The sequence below is a fragment of the Streptomyces sp. NPDC002795 genome (assembly GCF_042888725.1).
GTDB lineage: Bacteria > Actinomycetota > Actinomycetes > Streptomycetales > Streptomycetaceae > Streptomyces.
The window spans coordinates 538402-557913 of the sequence record NZ_JBIAQB010000001.1 but is presented as its reverse complement, the minus strand read 5'-3'; the positions used below and the strand labels follow the sequence as shown (position 1 = coordinate 557913).

Annotated in this window: 17 protein-coding genes; 8 read left to right on the top strand and 9 right to left on the bottom strand. The window is 71.7% G+C overall.

Annotation, left to right across the window (positions count from 1 at the left end; genetic code table 11):
* The first annotated feature begins 11 nt into the window (after nucleotides 1–11).
* Together ACFYWS_RS02420 and ACFYWS_RS02415 are read left to right on the top strand one after the other, a co-directional pair.
* Nucleotides 12–1580 carry an AbgT family transporter gene (locus ACFYWS_RS02420; RefSeq protein ID WP_389268628.1) on the top strand — a complete coding sequence of 523 codons (1569 nt, stop codon included), beginning with the start codon at nucleotides 12–14 and terminating at the stop codon, nucleotides 1578–1580.
* Between the two features lie 28 nt (nucleotides 1581–1608).
* The gene (locus ACFYWS_RS02415; RefSeq protein WP_389268626.1) at nucleotides 1609–2709 is read left to right on the top strand and encodes a DUF5937 family protein; all 1101 of its coding nucleotides are present in this window, start codon (nucleotides 1609–1611) and stop codon (nucleotides 2707–2709) included.
* Between the two features lie 25 nt (nucleotides 2710–2734).
* Here ACFYWS_RS02415 and ACFYWS_RS02410 read toward each other — a convergent pair whose 3' ends face one another.
* The 3 genes from ACFYWS_RS02410 to ACFYWS_RS02400 form a co-directional block, all read right to left on the bottom strand.
* Nucleotides 2735–3007: a hypothetical protein gene (locus ACFYWS_RS02410; protein ID WP_389268624.1), complete on the bottom strand. Its 273-nt coding sequence runs from the start codon at nucleotides 3005–3007 to the stop codon at nucleotides 2735–2737.
* Nucleotides 3008–3141: 134 nt separating this feature from the next.
* Nucleotides 3142–4209: a tartrate dehydrogenase gene (locus ACFYWS_RS02405; RefSeq protein WP_389268622.1), complete on the bottom strand. Its 1068-nt coding sequence runs from the start codon at nucleotides 4207–4209 to the stop codon at nucleotides 3142–3144.
* A 94-nt stretch (nucleotides 4210–4303) separates the two neighbouring features.
* Complete coding sequence (locus ACFYWS_RS02400) at nucleotides 4304–5194, bottom strand: LysR family transcriptional regulator (RefSeq protein WP_389268620.1); 891 nt, start codon at nucleotides 5192–5194, stop codon at nucleotides 4304–4306.
* Nucleotides 5195–5353: 159 nt separating this feature from the next.
* Between ACFYWS_RS02400 and ACFYWS_RS02395 the strand changes: the two genes are divergently transcribed.
* Complete coding sequence (locus tag ACFYWS_RS02395) at nucleotides 5354–6820, top strand: GntP family permease (protein ID WP_389268618.1); 1467 nt, start codon at nucleotides 5354–5356, stop codon at nucleotides 6818–6820.
* Between the two features lie 26 nt (nucleotides 6821–6846).
* Here the strand turns inward: ACFYWS_RS02395 and ACFYWS_RS02390 are convergent, their stop codons facing one another.
* On the bottom strand, nucleotides 6847–9984 hold the full coding sequence (locus tag ACFYWS_RS02390) for an alpha-N-acetylglucosaminidase TIM-barrel domain-containing protein (protein ID WP_389268616.1): 3138 nt from the start codon (nucleotides 9982–9984) through the stop codon (nucleotides 6847–6849).
* Nucleotides 9985–10233: 249 nt separating this feature from the next.
* Here ACFYWS_RS02390 and ACFYWS_RS02385 point away from each other — a divergent pair, with 249 nt between their 5' ends.
* Both ACFYWS_RS02385 and ACFYWS_RS02380 read left to right on the top strand, forming a co-directional pair.
* On the top strand, nucleotides 10234–11340 hold the full coding sequence (locus ACFYWS_RS02385; RefSeq protein WP_389268614.1) for a pyridoxal-phosphate dependent enzyme: 1107 nt from the start codon (nucleotides 10234–10236) through the stop codon (nucleotides 11338–11340).
* Nucleotides 11341–11421: 81 nt separating this feature from the next.
* On the top strand, nucleotides 11422–12252 hold the full coding sequence (locus ACFYWS_RS02380) for an aldo/keto reductase (protein ID WP_389268612.1): 831 nt from the start codon (nucleotides 11422–11424) through the stop codon (nucleotides 12250–12252).
* Nucleotides 12253–12273: 21 nt separating this feature from the next.
* Here the strand turns inward: ACFYWS_RS02380 and ACFYWS_RS02375 are convergent, their stop codons facing one another.
* Entirely contained in the window at nucleotides 12274–12882 is a 609-nt protein-coding gene (locus ACFYWS_RS02375) for a histidine phosphatase family protein (protein WP_389268610.1), read from the bottom strand.
* 70 nt (nucleotides 12883–12952) lie between these two features.
* Nucleotides 12953–13648 carry a type 1 glutamine amidotransferase domain-containing protein gene (locus tag ACFYWS_RS02370; protein ID WP_389268608.1) on the bottom strand — a complete coding sequence of 232 codons (696 nt, stop codon included), beginning with the start codon at nucleotides 13646–13648 and terminating at the stop codon, nucleotides 12953–12955.
* Between the two features lie 124 nt (nucleotides 13649–13772).
* On the opposite strand from ACFYWS_RS02370, the gene ACFYWS_RS02365 reads away from it, so the two are divergent.
* On the top strand, nucleotides 13773–14519 hold the full coding sequence (locus tag ACFYWS_RS02365) for an IclR family transcriptional regulator (protein ID WP_389268606.1): 747 nt from the start codon (nucleotides 13773–13775) through the stop codon (nucleotides 14517–14519).
* A 54-nt stretch (nucleotides 14520–14573) separates the two neighbouring features.
* On the opposite strand, the gene ACFYWS_RS02360 is transcribed toward ACFYWS_RS02365, so the two are convergent.
* Entirely contained in the window at nucleotides 14574–15536 is a 963-nt protein-coding gene (locus ACFYWS_RS02360) for a zinc-dependent alcohol dehydrogenase family protein (RefSeq protein WP_389268604.1), read from the bottom strand.
* Nucleotides 15537–15615: 79 nt separating this feature from the next.
* On the opposite strand from ACFYWS_RS02360, the gene ACFYWS_RS02355 reads away from it, so the two are divergent.
* Nucleotides 15616–16242: a TetR/AcrR family transcriptional regulator gene (locus ACFYWS_RS02355; protein WP_389268602.1), complete on the top strand. Its 627-nt coding sequence runs from the start codon at nucleotides 15616–15618 to the stop codon at nucleotides 16240–16242.
* A 16-nt stretch (nucleotides 16243–16258) separates the two neighbouring features.
* Here ACFYWS_RS02355 and ACFYWS_RS02350 read toward each other — a convergent pair whose 3' ends face one another.
* Nucleotides 16259–16630, bottom strand: coding sequence for a YybH family protein (locus ACFYWS_RS02350; protein ID WP_389268600.1), 372 nt, complete (start codon nucleotides 16628–16630; stop codon nucleotides 16259–16261).
* 109 nt (nucleotides 16631–16739) lie between these two features.
* Between ACFYWS_RS02350 and ACFYWS_RS02345 the strand changes: the two genes are divergently transcribed.
* A complete protein-coding gene (locus ACFYWS_RS02345; RefSeq protein ID WP_389268598.1) occupies nucleotides 16740–17621 on the top strand; it encodes a LysR family transcriptional regulator in 882 nt (293 codons plus the stop codon).
* A 19-nt stretch (nucleotides 17622–17640) separates the two neighbouring features.
* Here ACFYWS_RS02345 and ACFYWS_RS02340 read toward each other — a convergent pair whose 3' ends face one another.
* Nucleotides 17641–19347 carry an amidohydrolase gene (locus ACFYWS_RS02340; RefSeq protein WP_389268596.1) on the bottom strand — a complete coding sequence of 569 codons (1707 nt, stop codon included), beginning with the start codon at nucleotides 19345–19347 and terminating at the stop codon, nucleotides 17641–17643.
* Nucleotides 19348–19512: the final 165 nt, after the last annotated feature.

Below are 19512 nucleotides of genomic sequence, written 5' to 3'. Positions count from 1 at the left end.
CAGGAGAATCCATGAGCGCGACCGCTCGCCGTGAGGTGCGACCCGAACGCCCGCCCACCGGGGGCGGCGGCTCGCGGCTGCTCGATTTCATCGAGCGGGCGGGCAACGCGCTGCCGCATCCGTTCTGGCTCTTCTGGATCATGGCGGGTGTCGTCGCGGTCGTCAGCTGGGTACTCGCGGCGGCCGGGGTGCAGGTCGCCGACCCGTCCAAGGACGGCACCATCGCCGTGCGCAGCGCGATATCGGGCGATGCCGTCCGCGACCTCGTCAACGGCGCGGTGGACAACTTCGTCACCTTCGGCCCGCTCGGCACGGTGCTCGTCGTGATGCTGGGCGTCGCCGTCGCCGAACGGGCCGGCCTGTTCGAGGCGTTGGCGCGGCGGATGCTGTCCAATGTCTCCCCGCGCTGGGTCACGCTCGGTGTCGCCCTGTGCGGTGTGCTGTGCAAGTTCCTGTCTGACTCCGCGTACGTCGTGCTGATTCCGCTCGGCGCCATGGCGTTCCGAGCGGTCGGCCGCTCGCCCATGCTCGGCATGATCGTGGCCTTCGTGTCGATCAACGCCGCGGGCGACGCCAACCCGCTGATCACCTCTAGCGACGTGCTCTACGCCTCTGTCGCCACCGAGGCCGCACACCTGGTGGACGCCGACTTCGTCGTCCGGGCCACCGACAACGTGTACTTCTCCACGACGTCGGCGTTCATCCTGGCCTGCACCGTCGCCTTCGTCACCGAGAAGGTGCTCACCAAGCGCGAGCATCTGCTCGTGCCGGACGCGGATCTGGAGGAGAAGGCCCGGCAGACCGTCATCACCGCCGGAATCGACGACGCCACCGAACTCCGCGCCCTCAAGCGCACCGGCCTGGCCGCTCTCGGCTACGCCGTCCTCCTCATCGCCGCGATGCTTCCGGTCGACTCACCGCTGCGCGGCAAGGGCGGCTCCATCGTCGAGTCGACGCTCCTCAACAGCGTGTCCGTCTTCGTCGCCGTGTTCTTCGTCCTCATCGGCTACGTGTTCGGCAGGGCGACCGGCCGTATCGAGAGCAGTCGCGACGCGCCCGCCCTCATGGCCGAGGGGGTCCGGGGCATCGCCCCGCTGCTCGTCCTCTTCCTGGCCGTCTCGCAGTTCCTCGCGCTGTTCCAATGGACGAACATCGCCACCGTGCTCGCCGTGAAGGGTGCCGATTTCATCGAGCACCTGGGCGTGCCCACGCTCGTCCTCTTCCTCCTGCTGCTGATCGCGATCTCCCTGATCAACCTGCTGATCACCAGCGGTTCCGCCCTCTGGTCACTGGTCGCCCCGGCCCTCATCCCGATGATGATGCTGCTCGGTACCAGCCCCGCCACCACCATGGCGCTGTACCGGATCGCCGACTCGTGCACCAACTCCATCAGCCCGATGGGCACCACCTTCGCCCTCGCCGTCGGCTATCTGCAGACGCTGCGGCGCAAGGCGGGCATCGGCACGCTGGTCTCCTTCACGCTGCCCGTCGCGATGGCGATGCTCGTGGTGTGGGTCGTCCTCTTCTTCGCCTGGTACCTGCTCGGTATCCCGCTGGGGCCGGGGGCAGCGGTCCGATGACACGGGAGTGCCTTCGTACCCTGGTGCGGTGAGCATCATCATCGACGTCGGAGGGCTCGGCCCCGCGGACATCGCGGCCGGGCCCTCCGCGCTGTCCGAACTCATGGCGAGCCTGCACATCCTCGCCGAACCCGAGCACCACCCGGAGGCCGCCGACTGGACCGCCCGCGCCGCCGCGGTGGACCCGGTGCTCCGTGACGAACTCGCGGTCTTCGCCCCGTTGTGGGCCCGCTTCCGATGCCGCCTCTTCTACCCTCGTACGCTCCCCGTCGCGGCGGGACTACCGGAGGAGCTCGCGGCCGTCGAGGACCTCCCCCGCACGGAATTCCTCGGCCTCGTCGCACCCGGCGTGCTCGGTGCCACCTCCCGACCCGCGCCGGCCGCCCACGAACTGCGCCCCGGCACCGAGGCCGCCGAGGAGTACGTACGCCAGTGCCGTCGGCGCTCGCACTCCAGAGGCGACCTGGCCGCCGAACTGGTCGCGGACCCGGCGGCGTTCCGCGCCCGGCTTCTCGCGGTGCTGCGCGCCGCCGACTCCGCGTTCTTCGCGGACGACTGGCACACCCTGCGCCCCGCGCTCGACGAGCACACCCGCGAGGTCCGGCGCCGGCTCGCCAGGTCCCGCCCACCCGTCGACGTGCTCACCGAACTGCTCCCCACCGCGTCGCGCGTCGGGCCGGGAGCCCGGATCCGCCTAGACAAACTGCAGATCGACGAGGTGGTCGTCGGCCGGCGTCCGCTCGTCCTTGTCCCCTCGGTCCGCGTCTGGCCGCACCTCGTCGTCAAGGACGAGGACCCGTCCTGTGTCGTCGTCCAGTACGCGGTCGTCGCCGCGGCGCCCTCCGGGCCCGGCCAACTCTCCCTGCGCGCCCTGCATGACCGGCTCACGGCACTCGCCTCACCCGGCCGCATGGAACTGTGCCGGCACCTCCTCGGCGAACCGATCACCACCTCCGAACTGGCTGCCCGCCTGGGCTCCACCGAGCCTCAGGTCTCCCGCACCCTGCGCCAACTCCGCGAGGCGGGCCTGGTCCGCTCGACCCGCGACGGCAAACTCGTGCGCCACCGACTGGCGACGGACGTCGTACGAGCCTTGGGGGACGACGTACTGGCGACGGTGATGCGCTGAGGCCACAGCGCCCCGAGGCCGCCCTTCACGATGCGGCGATCTCCTGCCGGAGCCGCTGGGTGAAGCGGCGCAGGAGGGCCACCGTCTCGTGGTACTCGGCCCTGCGGACGTCCGAGCCGGCAGTGGGCCTGATGCCCCAGACCCGGCGGACGAGAGTGTCGGCGAGCTCGACGGTGTCGTCGGCGCACAGCAGGTAGAGCGTCGACCGGGCCTCCTGCAGCTGGTTCGCCAACTCGTTGGCGCCCGGGCCGTCGTCGCCCAGCCGTGATTCCTTGAGGTGGTCGATCAGCTGCACCACGGCCGTGTTGAAACCGGCTCCGGCCTTGAGTTAGCCCACCGAGAGCATGCTCTCCACGGTCAACTCCCCCCCGATGCGCAACCGGCGTTCAGGCTACAGAGATCGGGGGAGGGCGACTCGCTGATGGAGCACGGTCACCGGTCCGTGACGGCCCCGAGCACGAGCTGCGTGAACTCCTTCGTCGACGCCGTCCCGCCCAGGTCGGCGGTCCGCGCGTCCGTCGTCGCGAGGACGGACGCGAACGCGTCGAAGACCTCGGTCGCCGCCTCCGGGTGGCCCAGGTGGTCGAGCATCATCGAGGCGCACCAGATCGCGCCGAGCGGGTTGGCGATGCCACGGCCGGCGATGTCGGGGGCCGATCCGTGGACGGGCTCGAACATCGAGGGGTACTCGCGCTCGGGGTTGAGGTTGGCCGCGGGCGCGATGCCGATGCTGCCCGCGACGGCGGCCGCGAGGTCGGAGAGGATGTCGCCGAAGAGGTTGGAGCCGACGATCACGTCGTAGTGGGACGGATCGAGGACGATCTTCGCGACGAGCGCGTCGATGTGTTCCTGCCGCCACTCCACGTCAGGGAACCGCTCACCGGCCTCGCGTACCAGCTCGTCCCAGAACGGCATGGTGTGCACGATGCCGTTGGACTTCGTCGCCGACACCAGGTGCCCGTCGCGGCGCTGTGCGGTGGTGAACGCGTAGTCGAGGATGCGTTCCACGCCGGGGCGGGTGAACACCGCTTCCTGGACGGCCATTTCGTTGGGGAACCCGCGGTTGAGACGCCCGCCGATCTCCGAGTACTCGCCCTCGACGTTCTCGCGTACGACGACGAAGTCCACGTCCGCGCCCGCCTTCGCCACCGGGCTCGGGACGCCCTCCAGCACCTTGATGGGGCGCAGGTTCACGTACTGGCGGAACTGGCGCCGGATGGGGATGAGTAGTCCCCAGAGGGACACGTGGTCGGGCACCCCCGGCCAGCCGACCGCGCCGAGGAGGACCGCGTCGTGGTGCCGGATCCGGTCCAGACCGTCCGCCGGCATCATCGCGCCCTCGGCGAGGTAGCGCTCGCAGGACCAGTCGAACGAGTCGTAGGAGAAGGTGAGTCCGTGGCGCTTGCCGACGGCGTCGAGGACGGCGCAGGCGGGCGGCAGCACCTCGGTGCCGATGCCGTCACCAGGGACGAGAGCGATGCGGTGGCGAGTGGTCGTCATGGTGACCATGGAATGCCGTGGTGTCCCGGACTGTCCAAGACGCGTTTGCAGCCTGTTCGATAACACTCGCCTATCGGTCGACGGCTGCCGTCTTCTACGCCTCGGTACGGAACTTCTCGATCACGTCGATGAACGCCGCGGCCGCCGGGCTCAGCCGGTGTCTGCGCCACACAAGCCCTACGTCGAGGGTGTCCTCGATGGCGAGCCTGCGCACCCGCAGCCCGACCGTGTCCGCGAGCGGACGCCACGAGTCGGCGACGACGGCCACCCCCACGCCGGCCATGACCAGCGGGAGCAGCCCCTCGCGATGCTCGATCTCGACCGCGATACGGGAGTCGGTCGCGGCGACGATGGCGTCGGCGACGCGCCGCATGCCCGTCCCCGGCTGGCCCGCGATGAGCCGCAACCCCGGCAACTCCTCGACGGGGAGCGGGTGTTCACCCTCGGGCAGGTCGGCGTCGTCGCGCGCCACGAGCACGAACGACTGCGTCTCGATGGGAACCCGGTCCAGATCCGCGTACGCCTCGTGCGCCCCGGCGGCGGCCAGCACACCCACCTCCGCGACACCCCTGCCGAGCGCGTCGCGCACATCGTCCGGCCGCGCCGCGGCCACCACCGCCACCTGCACCCGCGGATACGCCTCGGCGTACGCGGCGATCAGCCCCGTCAGCGGACTGACGACCTGGGACGGCATGGACGCGATCCGCAACTGCCCGCCCCGCAGCCCGTCCACGGCCATGACCGTCTCCCGGGCCACGTCGAGCGAGCGCACCACTTCCCGGGCGGGAGCGACCAGCGCCGCGCCCGAGGGACTCAGCACCAGGCCGCGCCCCTGACGCAGAAACAGGCTGGTCCCGAGCGCGGCCTCCAGTCGGCGGATGGTCTGGGTCACCGACGGCTGCGCCACGAAGAGGTGCTCGGCGGCCCGGTGCACGCTGCCGTGGTCCACGACGGCCAGGAAGTGGCGCAACTGCCGTACGTCCATGGTCTTCCTGTTCTGCTCCGGTGGAAGTTCTGCGGTGACAGTCCTTCGATAGGCCGACGTTATCGGTCGGGCTGCAAATGAGTCTTGGACGCGAGGGGTGACCGTCGTCACGATGTACGGCAGTTCGCAACGGCGCGAGAACGAGAGCGGAGCCTGCCCGTGTCCCACGAAGCCCTGTTGTTCCTGAGTACGGCGGTCGCCATCGGCGGCATCGTCGTCGCGATCACGTGGCTGAAGCTCCCGCCGGTGCTCGCGCTGCTCTTCGGCACCCTCTTCCTCGGCCTGACCACCTCCGTAGGGGCGAAGGGCACACCGGACGCGGTGGCGGACGGCTTCGCCGATGTCATGGGGGAGATCGGCATCCTCGTGTCGCTTGGTGTCATGCTCGGCGCGCTGCTCACGGCGGCCGACACGATGCAGAGGCTCGTCGAGACGACCCTCAAGGCGTTCGGCCGGCGCAGTATTCCGTACGTCTTCGCCGCGACGCTGAGTTCGCTGTTCACGGCGATCTACTCCGATGTGCTGCTCGTGCTCTCGGCGCCTCTCGCGCGCCGCCTCGCGCCGAAGCTCGGCGAGCGGGGCCGCGCCCTGATGGGTGGCGCGCTCACCGCGGGTATCGAGGTGGGCCTGGTGTTCGTGGCGCCGGGCGTCGCGGCCGTGGCCATCGCGGGCATCCTGGACGTCCCGCTGGGGCAGATGTTCCTGCTCGGCCTCGTCGTCGCGCTGCCGACGGCGTTGCTGACCGTGCTCGTCTTCTCGGTCGCCCTGCGCTGGATGACGTGGGACCCGGCGACCGACGAGATCGCGGACGGCGAGATGGTTGACGCAGGTGACGAGCCGGACGCGCCCGCGTCCGTCCCCGCCGCACGGGCCGCCGACCCCGCCCCGCCCGTGACCCCAACGCCCGCCGGACAAGCGGCCGTTGGAACCGTCACGGACGCCCCGGCCGAGCCGTCGCAGCCGCCGACGCCGGAGCGTCACCCGCTGCCCCTCGCCCTGGCCGTCTCCCCGGTCCTGCTCGTCCTCGCCCTCATCGCGGGCGGCGCCCTCGCCGACGGCCTCTCCCTGGACGCGGCGCCGGTCGGATTCCTCACCGACCCGGTGGTGGCACTGCTCCTCGGCACCACCGTGGCCTACGTGCTGGCGCGCCGGGTCCGGTCCAGGGAGGAGATCGGTGACGTCATCGGGAAGTCGCTGGCGCAGTGCGGTTCCATCCTGGTGCTCAGCGGGATCAGCGGTTCGCTCGGAGCCATCATCGAGCGCTCGGGCATGGGCAGGACGCTCGGCGACCTCTTCTCCTCCGGCGTCCTCCCGCCGCTGCTGCTGGTCTGGATCATGGCCGCGGTGCTGCACATCGCGCTCGGCTCCATCTCCGTGGCGGGCATCACCGCCGCGGGCATCCTCGCCCCCATCGCGGGCCACTTGGACACCCCGCTGGTCCTGGTGGCGCTGGCGGCCGGCTCGGGCGCCCTCTTCGTGCCCCACGTGTCCAGCAACTTCTTCTGGATGTTCCAGTCGCTGCTCGGCTTCTCCACGCGGGGCACCATCAAGACCCACACCGTCCCGATGACACTGGCCTCGCTGATCTCGCTGCCGATCATCCTGACGGTGGCGGTGTTCGTCTGACCAGGTCCTGATCAAAACGATGGGCACTAGATCCGCAACCCGTCGAACTCCGCGATCCCCCGCGCTCCGCTCCCACCGTTCGCCGCGCTCATGAACGCCCCCACGTCCTGTCCACCGGCCGCCGCCCCCGCCGGGGTCGCCGTGCCGACCGTCGTCCAGGTGGTGCCGTCCGTGCTGAACTCGCCCTTGTACGAGGCGCCTTGGCGGGTCAGGCGCAAGTGCACGGGGGCCGTCACCGAGCCGCCCGCCGTCTTGACGGAGTCGAGGCGACCGTTGCCGTCGGTGTCCCAGGACAGGGCGCACCCGTTGGACGGGGTGATCGCGAGGTTGACGTATCCCGAACTGCCCTTCCTCGTCAGGTCGTTGCGTACGATCAGACCCGCGCGAGCCCAGCCGCCCGTGCGGTCCTGGGCGGCCACGCGGACCGAAGCCGAGTTGCCGTCGGCGAAAGCCCCCGGGTGGTAGATCGCGCCGAACTCGTCCGTGCCGCCCCACAGATCGGCGCCGCCGCCCTCGATGGCGAAGGCTTCGCCGGACTGGCCGAACACCGCGTCGTTGAACGACACCGTGCGGTACGGGTCCTGGACCCCGGTGCCGGCCAGGAGCCGGACCGTGTCGACCGCCGCGCCGCTCGCGGTGCCCATCCGGTACGCGGCGTCGGCGCGCACCCGGAGCACGAGCCCGTCCGCCGCGCCCGTCAGTGACACCGTGAAGCGTCCCGTGAAGGTCTCGCCGGGAGCCACCTCGGCCGCGACCGCCGGCCCCTCCGCGCGGGCGGTCAGGCCCTTGGGCAGGTCGAGCGAGAGGGTCACGCCGCGCGCTGTCGCGAGGCCGTTGCGGTTGGTGAACGTGACCTCGACCGTGACGGGCTCGTCCGCGGAGACGGCGGTGTGCGCGGCGGAGGCGGTCAGCGTGGCCTGGTGTGCGGCGCCCGCGAGGGTGTCGTGGATCCGGCGCGCGAGCCGCTCGATCGACCCCGACGGGCGCGCCGGATACGTGTCGTGCCCGTGCGCCCACGCGTCGTCCATCGCGAACCAGTCGATCTCGGCGGGCTCCCGCTCCTCGGCGAGCGCGTCCGACAGTTCGGCGAAGTACCTGCGCCAGCGAGGGAGATAGAGGCCCGAGACGAGACCCGACCACTCCCGGTTGGCGTAGTCGCGCAGCCCTTCCTCGCTGCCGGCCCGGCCGCCCCAGGTCGTGAGGATCGACCGGGCGTCGTACTCCAGCCGGTCCTGTTCCGCGCGGTCGGCTCCCCAGGCGCGGGCGTCCGCGAGCCACCGGCCCAGCAGATGCTGCTCCGAGGTGGCCAGCGCGTCGTCGAGGAGTTTCATCCAGTCGAGCCAGGTCCGGGTCAGTTGCCCGAACAGTGCCGTGTCACGCACCTCGTACGCCGCCCTGATCTGCGGCAGCAGTACTCGGCTGCGGTTGGCGAGCACCTGCCGGGCGACGTCGAGCAGATCGTGCCGATAGGCCGAGCTGTCCCGCAACTTCGCTCCAACAGCCAGGAGTTCGGTGAGAGCCCGGTCGAAGGCGGCGGTGTCGTAGCGCTCCGACTTCGGGCTCCACGAGGCGGTCGACCGCGCGTTCAGCGCGGGGCGGGCCCCGAACAGGCCGTCGGGTGCCTCGCTCCAGGAGTCGGTGCGGCGCATCCCGTACGCCGTCCCGCGCAGCACCCGCCAGGCCGCTGCCGCGTGCCGGTCGGTGCCGCCGTACCGGGAGGCCGCCCACCGCCCGAACCAGTCGTCCAGGTCGACGCTGCCCGCCGTCCACGCGAGGTCGCCGAGGAGCGCGAGCGCCGCGGGGTTGTTGTCGGCGCCCTCGGGCATCGCGGCGATCCCGGACAGCCTGCTGCCGTCCTTGTCGCGCCAGCGCGGGTAACTCTCCACCCAGTCAGGGGTGTTGGCGCCGAGCGCGGTGTGCCCGCCGAAGTTCCAGATGCTGCCGTACGTGTACGGGGTGTCGTTCCAGTCGCCCTCCCGGTCGGTCACCGTGGCGTACCGGTCGGAGAGCCCGTCGACGATGAGCATCCGGTCGCGGTCGACGGCGTCGAGGATCTCGCGGCGCGGATTGGTCTGCCAGCCGAGGATCGCCCACACGGCCTCGGGGTGGGCCGTGCGCAGGGCCGTCTCGACGGCGCGCGCGGCCTCGCCGACCGGTACGTCGCCGGGCCGGCCGCCCTCGTGCAGCAGGTCCATCTTGTACATGGAGGTGCCGCCGAGCCGTGCGTCGAGCCGGGCGTAGAACTCGGCGCCCACGTCGGCGAAGGCGCCGGTGCGGGGGTCGAGCCAGTCGGGGCGCTGGAACCCGCTCCAGGTGCCTTGCGGGACGACCTCCGCCCCTTCGACCCGTTCGGGGAAGCCGTCGGGCACGGTGCCGAACCAGCCCGGCAGCACCGGCGTCATGCCCAACTCCCGCACTCGGTCGGCGATTTTGCGCCCGAGATCGGCGCGCCGCTCCAGCAGGCGCCGGCTGACAGGGCCGCCGAACCCGGACATGTTCTGCAACAGCCACCACGGCTGGTGCGCCGGAGCCGGGATCCACGCCAGCAACTCGGCCTCGGAGTACCCGAACCGGCCGAACGTGTCGAAGTACGCGGCCTCCACGCCGGTCGTCACCAGCACCTCGTTGAAGCCGTGCAGCGCGAGCACGTCCAACTCCCGCTGCCAGGCGTCCCAGTCGCGGTAGGGGCCGGTGTAGCCGTCGTTGGTGTCGTTGAGGGCGAACCGGTGGGACACGTTCGCCGAGGCGGTCAACTCCGCCTTTGGAGCTGGTAGTTGCTTCGGGAGGTTCAGCTGCTCGCCGTTCCAGGTGACGGAGGCGTGCGCGACGTCGCGCAGGTAGCGGTGCAGGCCGGCGAGGAGGACCGCCGGGGTCGACCCCTCGACGACGATGTGTCCGCGGGAGCCGGAGACCCGGAACTGGTCGGCCGCGCCTCTGCCGCTCGTCTGGCGGAAGGTGACCTGGCCGTGATGGCGGGGCAGTAGCCGGCGCAGCGCCGCCTCGGCGGGCCCGGTGTCGAAGCCTCCGGTGCCCGCGCTGGCGGCGAAGGCGGCCGCGCCCGGTGTGGGCAGGGCGGTGGCACCCAGCACGATCGCCGTACTCGAAAGCAGCCGCCTGCGGCTCAGGCGGGGCCGGTTCGGCTGCTTCGGTGAGGGTCGGGTCACGAGGTCAACTCCCGAATGACGGCCGCGTGGGCCTGCTCGATATCGGTGACGTTCGTGCAAGAGCATGCTTGATCCGCCCCATGTTTGAGCGCGAAACGTCAATATGTCAACGAGAATGCACTCGACTGTCGCCCCGATCGGGCGCACCCGACGCCCGCGTCACGCCAGATCGTCGGCGCCGGCCCACGACATTCGCCGGACCACGACATTCGCTGGACCGATCGCAGGGCGGGGCCGCACGCTGATCTTGTGAGCGAGAATCCTGACGCCCCCCGTGACCCGCTGCCCTGGACCGCACGGCCCGGCGCCCGAGCCTGGCGCTGCGCGCCCGCACCCGCCGACGTGCGCGACTTCCACACCGCGCTGCCCGACTACGCACCGACTCCGCTGACGGAACTCCCGGAACTGGCGCATGAGTTGGGGGTCGGCCGGATCTTCGTCAAGGACGAGTCGAGCCGTCTCGGGCTGCCCGCCTTCAAGGCGCTGGGCGCGTCCTGGGCCGTCCACCGCGCGCTCGCCGGGGTGCGGGGCACCCTCACCCTCGTGACCGCCACCGACGGCAACCACGGCCGGGCCGTCGCCCGCACGGCCCGGCTGCTCGGGCACCGCGCCCACGTGCTCGTTCCGCGGGGCGTGCACCCGGAGGCCGTGGCGGCCATCGCCGCGGAAGGCGCGGAGGTGACCGAGGTGCAGGGGACGTTCGACGCGTCGGTGCGCCGCGCCGCCGAGGTGGCCGAGGCGCCGGACGCGGTCCTGGTGCAGGACACCGCGTGGCCCGGCTACGAGCGGATTCCGGGGTGGATCGTCGAGGGCTACTCCACGCTCTGCGCCGAGGTGGACGAACAGCTGGCGGACCGGGCGGGCGTCGAGGGACCGGACCTCGTCGTCGTGCCCGCGGGCGTCGGATCGCTGACCCAGGCCGTCGTGACCTACTACCGCAGCCGCCCCACGGGCCACGCCCCCGCGCTGCTCACCGTGGAGCCGGAGTCCGCGGCCTGCGTCCTCGAAAGCCTCACCCGCGGCGAACCCGTCAGCGTCACCACCGGCGACACCATCATGGCCGGCCTGAACTGCGGCACACCCTCCACGCTCGCCTGGCCGTACCTGTCCGCGGGCCTGGACGCGGCGGTCGCCGTCCGCGACACCGACAGCGCCCGCGCGGCCACCCGCCTCACGGACCTCGGTGTGTCCTCCGGCCCCTGCGGCGCCGCACCCCTCGCCGGCCTGCGCGCGGCACTCACCGGCACGGGCGCCGACGGACGGCGCGCGGCACTGGGCCTCGGCCCGGCATCGGTCGTCGTACTGCTGAGCACGGAGGGCAGTGCCGCGAACCCGCAGACGGGACGTACGTTGTAGGGGGCGGGCGTGCGCCTCCAGTGACGTACGCCCGTCGTGCGAGACACCGGACTTGAGTCACCACGTAAGGACACACGAGTCATGAGCACCACTCCCGAGGTCACCCTCAACAACGGCGTGACCATGCCGCAGCTCGGCTTCGGCGTTTTCCAGGTCCCCGACGACGAGGCGCACGCCGCGGTCACGAGCGCGCTGGAGGCCGGCTACCGCAGCATCGACACGGCGGCCCTGTACGGGAACGAGAAGGGCACCGGCAGCGCCATCGCCGACTCCGGCCTGGCCCGCGAGGACGTCTTCGTCACCACGAAGCTGTGGAACACCGAGCAGGGCCGGGACACGGCACTGCGCGCCTTCGACACCTCGCTGGACCTGCTCGGCATGGACTACGTCGACCTGTACCTGATCCACTGGCCGGTGCCGTCGCGCGACAAGTACGTCGAGACGTGGCAGGCGTTCGAGGAGATCCTCGCCAGTGGCCGGGCCCGCGCCATCGGTGTGTCCAACTTCCTGCCCGAGCACCTGGACCGGCTCGCCGCCGAGACCTCCGTCGTCCCGGCCCTCAACCAGATCGAGCTGCACCCGCGCCTCCAGCAGAGCGAGCTGCGCGCGTACGACGCGGATCACGGCATCGCGACGGAGGCCTGGTCCCCGCTGGGCCGCGGCAACGGCGTCCTGGACGACGAGATCGTCATCGCGCTCGCCCGCAAGTACGACCGCAGCCCCGCGCAGATCGTGCTGCGCTGGCACCTCCAGCTCGGCAACGTCGTCATCCCGAAGTCGGTGACCCCGTCCCGCATCCGGGAGAACATCGCTGTCTTCGACTTCGAGCTGGCCGCTGACGACATGGCCGCGCTCGCGGGCCTGGAGACCGGCGAGCGCGTGGGTCCCGACCCGGCCGTCCTCGGCTCCTGAGAGAGCGGGGCCCGGCGGGGCTCACCGGCCGAGCGGCCGGCCCTCCCACAACTGGAGCTCCCAGCCCTCCTCCGGCGAACCGGTGAGGGTGACGATGCCGGTGTTGGGCAGCGGGTGGGCGGCGACGAAGGCGACGTCCACGTTGCCCGCCCGCGCGGCCGTCCACGTCCGGATCACGGCGCCGTGGCTGACCATGGCCACGGTGTCCGCGCCCGCCCGGGCCGCCTCGGCGACCACATCGTCGAAGCGGCCGAGCGTCTCCTCGCCGGACTCGCCGCCGGGCATCCGGAGCGCGGTGTCGCCGGAGGACCAGGAGAACGCGGTGTTGAGGTACTTCTGGGCGGACTCGTCGTCGCCGCGCATCTCCAGGTCGCCGGCCGCGATCTCACGGATCCCGTCCCGGATCACGACGTCGAGGCCGGTCGCCCGGGACAGCGGCTCGGCGGTGAGCTGCGTACGGACGAGGGTGGAGGCGTACAGGGCGTCGATCCGCTCATCGGCCAGCGTCCCGGGCAGCGCCGCCGCCTGCTCAAGGCCGAGCGGCGTCAGGCCGGGGCCGGGCGCCGCGGAGTCCAGGAGCCGCTTGAGGTTGGACGGGGTCTGGCCGTGACGTATGAGCAGCAGACGCATGCGGGGGGAACCTCCACGAGACGAACGGAACACTTGTGTCCACTGTGACATCCGTGGGGGACATCGGTGGTCAGGCCAGCTTTTCCAGCAGCTCGGCCGCGAGCGGGGCGGCTGAGGCCGGGTTCTGCCCAGTGACCAGGTTGCGGTCGACGACCACGTGCGGTGCCCACGGCTCGCCGACCCGGACGTTCACACCGGCCTCGGTCAGCCGGTCCTGGAGCAGCCACTTCGCCTTGTCGGCGAAGCCGGCCTGGGCCTCCTCGACGTTGGTGAACGCGGCGACGTCGTAGCCTGCGAACGTGTTCCCGCCGTCGGCCTTCGTGGCCGCCAGCATCGCCGCGGGCGCGTGACAGACGACGCCGAGCGGCTTGCCGGACTCCAGGGCGCGGGTGAGGAGGCTGCCGGAGTCCGCGTTCACGGACAGGTCCTCCATCGGGCCGTGGCCGCCGGGGTAGAACACGGCGGCGTAGTCGTCCAGGTCCACCTCCTCCAGCTTGACGGGCGAGCGCAGCTCGGCGTTCGAGGACACGGCGGCGGCCATGCGGGCCGCGTTCTCCTGGCCGTCGTTGAACTCGGGCGCGAGGCTGCCCGCGTCGACGGTCGGGACGACGCCGCCCGGCGTCGCCACGACGATCTCGTGCCCCGCCGCCTTGAACGCGTCGTACGGGGCGATGGCCTCCTCGGCCCAGAAGCCGGTGGGGTGGTGGGTGCCGTCGGCCAGGGTCCAGTGGTCGGCGCCGGTCAGCACGAAAAGGATCTTCGACATGGGGTGCTCATCTCCGCGGGAATCGTCGGGAAACGTCGGGAAACGTCGGTCCGGTGATGTCTTGACGTCTACGAAGGTAGGCCCGCGGGCCGCGCCCGACCAACGGTGGGCTACCGTGCCCCGCGTGGCAGAGCGGATCCAGTCGGTGGAGCGGGCGGCGCTGGTCCTGCGGCTGCTCGCGTCCGGGCCCCGGCCGTTCGGGGTGACCGAGCTGGCCCGCGCGATGGGCCTGCCCCAGGAGTCCCTGCACGGAATCCTCGGCACCTTGGTCGCGGCGGGCCTGGTGGAACGGGACCCGGCCACCGGCAAGTACCGGATCGGGGCCTCGCTGCTCCACCTGAGCAACGGCGACCTCGACACGAACGAACTGCGCGCCCGCTCCCTCCACAGCGCCGACACCCTCGCCGCGCGCAGCGGCGAATCGGTCTGGATCGCCACCCCGCACGAGGGCGGAGCCCTCGTCGTCCACCACGTCTTCCGCCCCGACGACAGCGCCCAAGTCCTGCGCATGGGCACGTACTTGCCGCTGCACGCCTCGGCCGTCGGCAAGACACTGCTCGCCTTCGACCACGACCTGGACGTACCCGGGAAACTCCCCGCCTTCACCGACCGCAGCCTCACCGAACGCGCCGCCCTGGCCGCCGAGTTGTACGAGATACGCCGCCGGGGATGGGCCGCGTCCGTCGACGAACACGCGGACGGCAAGGCCGCCATCGGCGCCCCGCTCCGCGACGCGTCGGGCCGAACGGTCGGAGCCATCAGCATCGCGGGCCCCACCCACCGCCTGACCGAAGCCGGCCGCGCGCGGGCGGACCTCGCGGCGCAGGTCACGGATGCGGCCGGGGAGATCGGCAGAGCGCTGGCGCGCTGACCCGGCCAGCATCCCCACATCCCCACATCCCCACATCCCCACATCCCCACAGCCCTACGGCACGAGTACGATCCGGCCGAAGGCCTCACCGGAGTCCATCAACTGGTGCGCCCGCACGGCCTCGTCCAGGGGAAGCACCGCGTGCACCACCGGGTCCAGGGCGACCTCTCCCGCGAACAGCGCGGTGCGAACGGCGCGTTGGTCGGCCTCGGGCACGATGTCGGCGCTGAAGGTGGCGAACGACATCGACTTCCGGAACGCCGCCGTCATGTGTGCGGCGAGATCCGCGGGCGGCGGGCCCGCGACCATGCCGATCGCCACCAGGCGGCCGCCCGGGTTGAGCCGGTCGAGGAACGTGGGCATGTCGGGGCCGGCGATGATGTCGATGATGACGTCGTAGCCCTCGGGGGCGCCGTCGTCGGTGGAGGCGCCGGCGCGGTCCAGTACGTGGGTCGCGCCCAGCTCGCGCAGGCGTTCGCCGCGCTCGGCCGACGATGTCGTGACCGCCACCGCGTTCGCTCCGCCGCGTGCCGCGAGCTGCACCGTCGGGATCCCGAGACTGCCGGCCGCGCCGCGCACCAGCACGGACTCGCCGGGGGCGAAGTGGGCGTGGCGCAGGGCGAAGTGTGCGACCACGCCGGAGGTGCCGAGCGTCACCGCGTCGGCGGCGGACACGTCCGCGGGCAGGGGGAGGACCGCGTCCGCAGGGGCGGCGGCCTGCTCGACGTAGCCACCGCCCGTGCCGGTGAACGCCCATACGCGCCGGCCGACCCACGAGGCGTCCACGCCGGCGCCGACCGCGGTCACGGTGCCCGCCACCTCGCTGCCGGGCACATGGCCCTCCTGGAACAAGCCGTACGCGGCGAGCGCGCCGCTGCGGATCAGGGCGTCGACCCCGCCGACGCCGATCGCCTCGGTGGCGATCAGTACCTGCCCGGCGGCGGGGGCCGGGGCAGGGAGGTCGACGACCGCCATGCCCTCGGGGCGTCCGAATTCCTGGATCGCGATGGCCTTCACGGTGACTCCTCGGATGTCTCGGGGGTGAGGCTTCCGGACGTTAACGGACGCCCCCGTCCGTTTGAGTAAAGTGAGAGAGGTGACCGAACGTTTGCCTCAGACACTGCGCTCCGACGCCTTCGACAACCGCGAGCGCGTCCTCGACGCGGCCCGCGCCGTGTTCGCCTCCGACGGCCTGAACGCACCGATGCGGGAGATCGCCCGCCGCGCAGGAGTCGGCCCCGCCACCCTCTACCGCCGCTTCCCGACCAAGCAGGATCTCGTCACGGAGGCCTTCGCGGAGGAGATGCGGGTGTGCCGCAGGCTCGTGGACGAAGGGCTCGCCGACCCGGATCCATGGCACGGGTTCTGCCACGTGATCGAGGAGACCTGTGAGATGCACGCCGGTGACCGCGGCTTCACCGAGGCGTTCATGTCGGCCTTCCCCGAGGCCCTGGACTTCGCCGAGAACCGTGCGTACGCGCTGCGGGCCATCGCCGAGATCGCCCGCCGCGCCAAGGACGCAGGACACCTGCGCCCGGACTTTGTCCTGGACGACCTGATCCTGATGCTCATGGCCAACAGAGGCATCCAGGCCGATTCGAAGGCCGCCCGCGTCGCGGCTTCCCGTCGCTTCGCCGCCTTCGTGATCCAGGCCTTCTCGGCGTCCCCGGAGCGCGGCGAGCTGCCGCCGGTGGCGCGGTTGTCACCGCTGCTGTCGGTGTAGGCGGCCGACGGTCCGGTCAGCCCGCGGGCCGCGCGAACTCGGGCTGGTCGAGGAAGCGCAGCCAACTGCCGTCCGGCTGGCGGCGGACGACCTGGGCGCGGGCCCCGGTGCCGTCCTTCGGTGGCGTCGACGTCAGGGCGATGTCACCGCTGACGAGCGTCGGCAGCGGCTGTTCCGGTTCGAAGCGGGGGCGGTTCGCCAGCACCTTCTCCCACAGCTCGCGGATCGCCTCCCGCCCCACCGTCTCCTGGCCGGGCGGGTAGGCCATCACGGCGTCCTCTTCGTAGAGCGCGGCGACGCCCGCCGCGTCGCCCGCGTTGGAGCGCTCGACGAACAGGCGGGTGATGTCCTCGGGGCGCATGGCCTTCTCGTACTCGGGCTCCGGCATGGGTTCCTCCTGGGTCGCTGTCGTGATTCCAGCGTCGCCGTCCGCCGGGCAGAAGTCCAACAGATGGTTTCGCTAGAAACTAGAATCAGGGCTCATGGAAGGAGGTGTCATGGACCTGAGGCAGCTCGCATACTTCGTCGCGGTCGCCGAGGAGCAGAACTTCACGCGCGCCGCCGAGCGGGTGCACATCAGCCAGTCCGGCGTCAGCGCGCAGATCCGGCAGCTGGAGCGTGAGCTCGGCGCGGAGCTGTTCGACCGCACGTCCCGCACGGTCACGCTCACCGTCGCGGGCAAGGCCGCGCTCGAACACGCCCGCGCCACCCTCGCCGCGGCCGGGACGATCGGCCGGGCGGTGGCCGAGGTGTCCGAACTGATCAGGGGGCGGCTCACCGTCGGCATGGTCATCGGCTGCACCGTCACCCCGCTGTTCGACGCCCTCGCCGCGTTCCACGACGTACACCCGGGCGTCGAGCTCTCACTGCTTGAGGACGGCTCCGACCGGCTCGTCGACGGGGTGCGTTCGGGAGACATCGACCTGGCGCTCATCGGTGCCGCGCACGCCACCCCCGACGGCCTCGACGCCCTGACCATCGTCGACGAGCGGCTCGTCGTGGCGGTCCCGGCCGGGCACCCGTTGGCGACACGGCGGCGCGTCGAGCTCAGTGACCTGATGGCCCACCCGATCGTCTGCATGCCGCCCGGCACCGGCCTGCGCACGGTCTTCGACCGGGCCTGCGCCGCGCAGGGGCTGCACCCCACGATCGCGCTGCAGGCCAGCGCCGCGGACTCCATCGCGGCGCTGGCCGACCGCGGCCTCGGCGTCGCCGTCCTGAGCGAGTCGATGGCCGCGAGCTACCGGGACAGGCTCACCGCCCGCACCATCGATGACGTCGACACACCGGCACTGCTCGCCCTGGTCTGGAAGCGGGCGCACAACCCGGCGCTGCGCGAGCTGCTTGAGCACGCTCGGCGGGCGTTCGCACGACCGTGACGCCCCGCCCGCCCGCGCGTCACAGCTCGCCGTACTCGCCGACCCGCTTCCCCGCGACCCACGTCTGGAGCACCTTCGTCTGCCACACCGCCCGGCCGGACGGCAGGTCGAACGGGTCGGTGTCGGTGAGGATGAAGTCGCCCCACTTGCCCGGCTCCAGCGTGCCGAGGACGTGTTCCTGGTGCGCGGCGTGCGCGGGTTCGAGCGTGAACGAGCGCAGCGCCTCCACCGGCGTCATCGCCTGCTCCGGGTGCCAGCCCCCGCCCGGCTTCCCGTCCCGGTCGGTGCGGGTGACGGCGGCGTGCAGCCCGTCGAAGGGGTTCTCGAACGACACGGGGAAGTCCGAACCGGACGGCAGGTGTGTGCCCTGGTCCATCAACGTGCGCCAGGCGTACGCGCCCTTGATGCGCTCGGACCCGATCCGGTCCTCGGCCATGTTCATGTCGTCGGTGGCGTGCACCGGCTGCATCGACGCGATGATCCCGAGCTTGCGCAGCCGCGGGATGTCCTCGGGCGAGAGCACCTGTACGTGCTCGATACGGTGCCGCATCCCGGCGTCACCCACGCGCCGGAACGTCTGCTCGTACGCGTCCAGGACGACGCGGTTGCCGCGGTCGCCGATGGCGTGCACCGCCGACTGGTAGCCGCCGCGCACCACTTGCTCGACGCGGCGCCGCAACTCCTCCGGCTCCACCTGGAGCAGCCCGCTGGTGTCCGGATCGTCGGCGTACGGCTCCAGGAGCGCGGCGCCGTGGCTGCCGAGCGCGCCGTCGATGTACTGCTTGACGGTGCGGATGCGGACCATGTCATCGGCGTAGGAGTCGGTGCGGGCGTCCGCGCCGATGTCGGTGAACGCCTTGTAGGACAGGAAGGCGTTCACGCGGATCGTCAGTGCGCCCTCGTCGGCGAGTTGACGCAGCACGACGACGCCGCTCGCGTCCGTTCCGGCCTCCGACACGGACGTCATGCCGACGCTGCCGAGCTGCTTCTGCGCGGCGAGCGCACGGGCCCGCACATCCTCCAGGGTGGGCTCGGGCAGCTTGTCCTCCACCAGCGACTGCGCGGCGTCGATGAGGACTCCGGTCGGGTTGCCCGCGCCGTCGCGCACGATGCGGCCGCCGTCGGGGTCCGGGGTGTCCGCGGTGATGCCGACGGCCTTCAGCGCCGCCGAGTTGGCGACACCGGCATGCCCGTCCACCCGCCCGAGCCACACCGGCCGGTCATCGACGACCGCGTCGACATCGGCGGCGTTGGGCAGCCGGCCGAGCCCCCACACGACCTCGTTCCAGCCGCGGCCGAGGATCCACGCGTCGTCGGGGTGCGCGGTGTCGTACGCGGCGAGCCGGTCCATCGCCTCCTTCAGGGAACGGGTCCCGACGAGGTTCAGCTCGACGGCGAGGGCGCCCAGCCCCCACAAGTGCCCGTGCGCGTCGTGCAGTCCGGGCAGCAGCACACGGCCCCGGCCGTCGAGGCGGCGTATGCCCTTGGGGGCCGCGCCGATGTCGAGCGCGGCGACACGCCCCTCGGGGGTGAGCAGCATCCGGGAGAATCTGCGCAGCTTGCCGCGCGAGAGCGTGTAGCCGCGCACGTTGTCGACGAGCAGAGGACCCGGCCTTGCGTCCTTCGCAGGCCGGGAAGCGGCGGCGGCGGTCCCGGTGAACGCGCCGGACACGGCCACCGCGGCGGCCCCGGCGCCGGCCAGCTGGAGGAACTGCGCGCGGCTCATACGCGGCGTGCGCGGCGTGGGACAGCAGGACTCACACATTCGATGTCTCCCTACAAAAAGGTTTGCGGCCGGGGGAGTTGGCCACAAGATGATCGAATCGGATCACTGACCGAAGCTAAGCAGTCACCGCCTGCCGGTCAAGATCCCCTACGCTCCCGATCGGGA

Bases quoted from the DNA above. Each gene is read 5' to 3' on its own strand.
- ACFYWS_RS02420 (WP_389268628.1), top strand. From the start codon at position 12: ATGAGCGCGACCGCTCGCCGTGAGGTGCGACCCGAACGCCCGCCCACC.
- ACFYWS_RS02405 (WP_389268622.1), bottom strand. From the start codon at position 4,209: ATGACGACCACTCGCCACCGCATCGCTCTCGTCCCTGGTGACGGCATC.
- ACFYWS_RS02400 (WP_389268620.1), bottom strand. From the start codon at position 5,194: ATGGACGTACGGCAGTTGCGCCACTTCCTGGCCGTCGTGGACCACGGC.
- ACFYWS_RS02380 (WP_389268612.1), top strand. From the start codon at position 11,422: ATGAGCACCACTCCCGAGGTCACCCTCAACAACGGCGTGACCATGCCG.
- ACFYWS_RS02375 (WP_389268610.1), bottom strand. From the start codon at position 12,882: ATGCGTCTGCTGCTCATACGTCACGGCCAGACCCCGTCCAACCTCAAG.
- ACFYWS_RS02370 (WP_389268608.1), bottom strand. From the start codon at position 13,648: ATGTCGAAGATCCTTTTCGTGCTGACCGGCGCCGACCACTGGACCCTG.
- ACFYWS_RS02350 (WP_389268600.1), bottom strand. From the start codon at position 16,630: ATGCCGGAGCCCGAGTACGAGAAGGCCATGCGCCCCGAGGACATCACC.
- ACFYWS_RS02345 (WP_389268598.1), top strand. From the start codon at position 16,740: ATGGACCTGAGGCAGCTCGCATACTTCGTCGCGGTCGCCGAGGAGCAG.
- ACFYWS_RS02340 (WP_389268596.1), bottom strand. From the start codon at position 19,347: ATGAGCCGCGCGCAGTTCCTCCAGCTGGCCGGCGCCGGGGCCGCCGCG.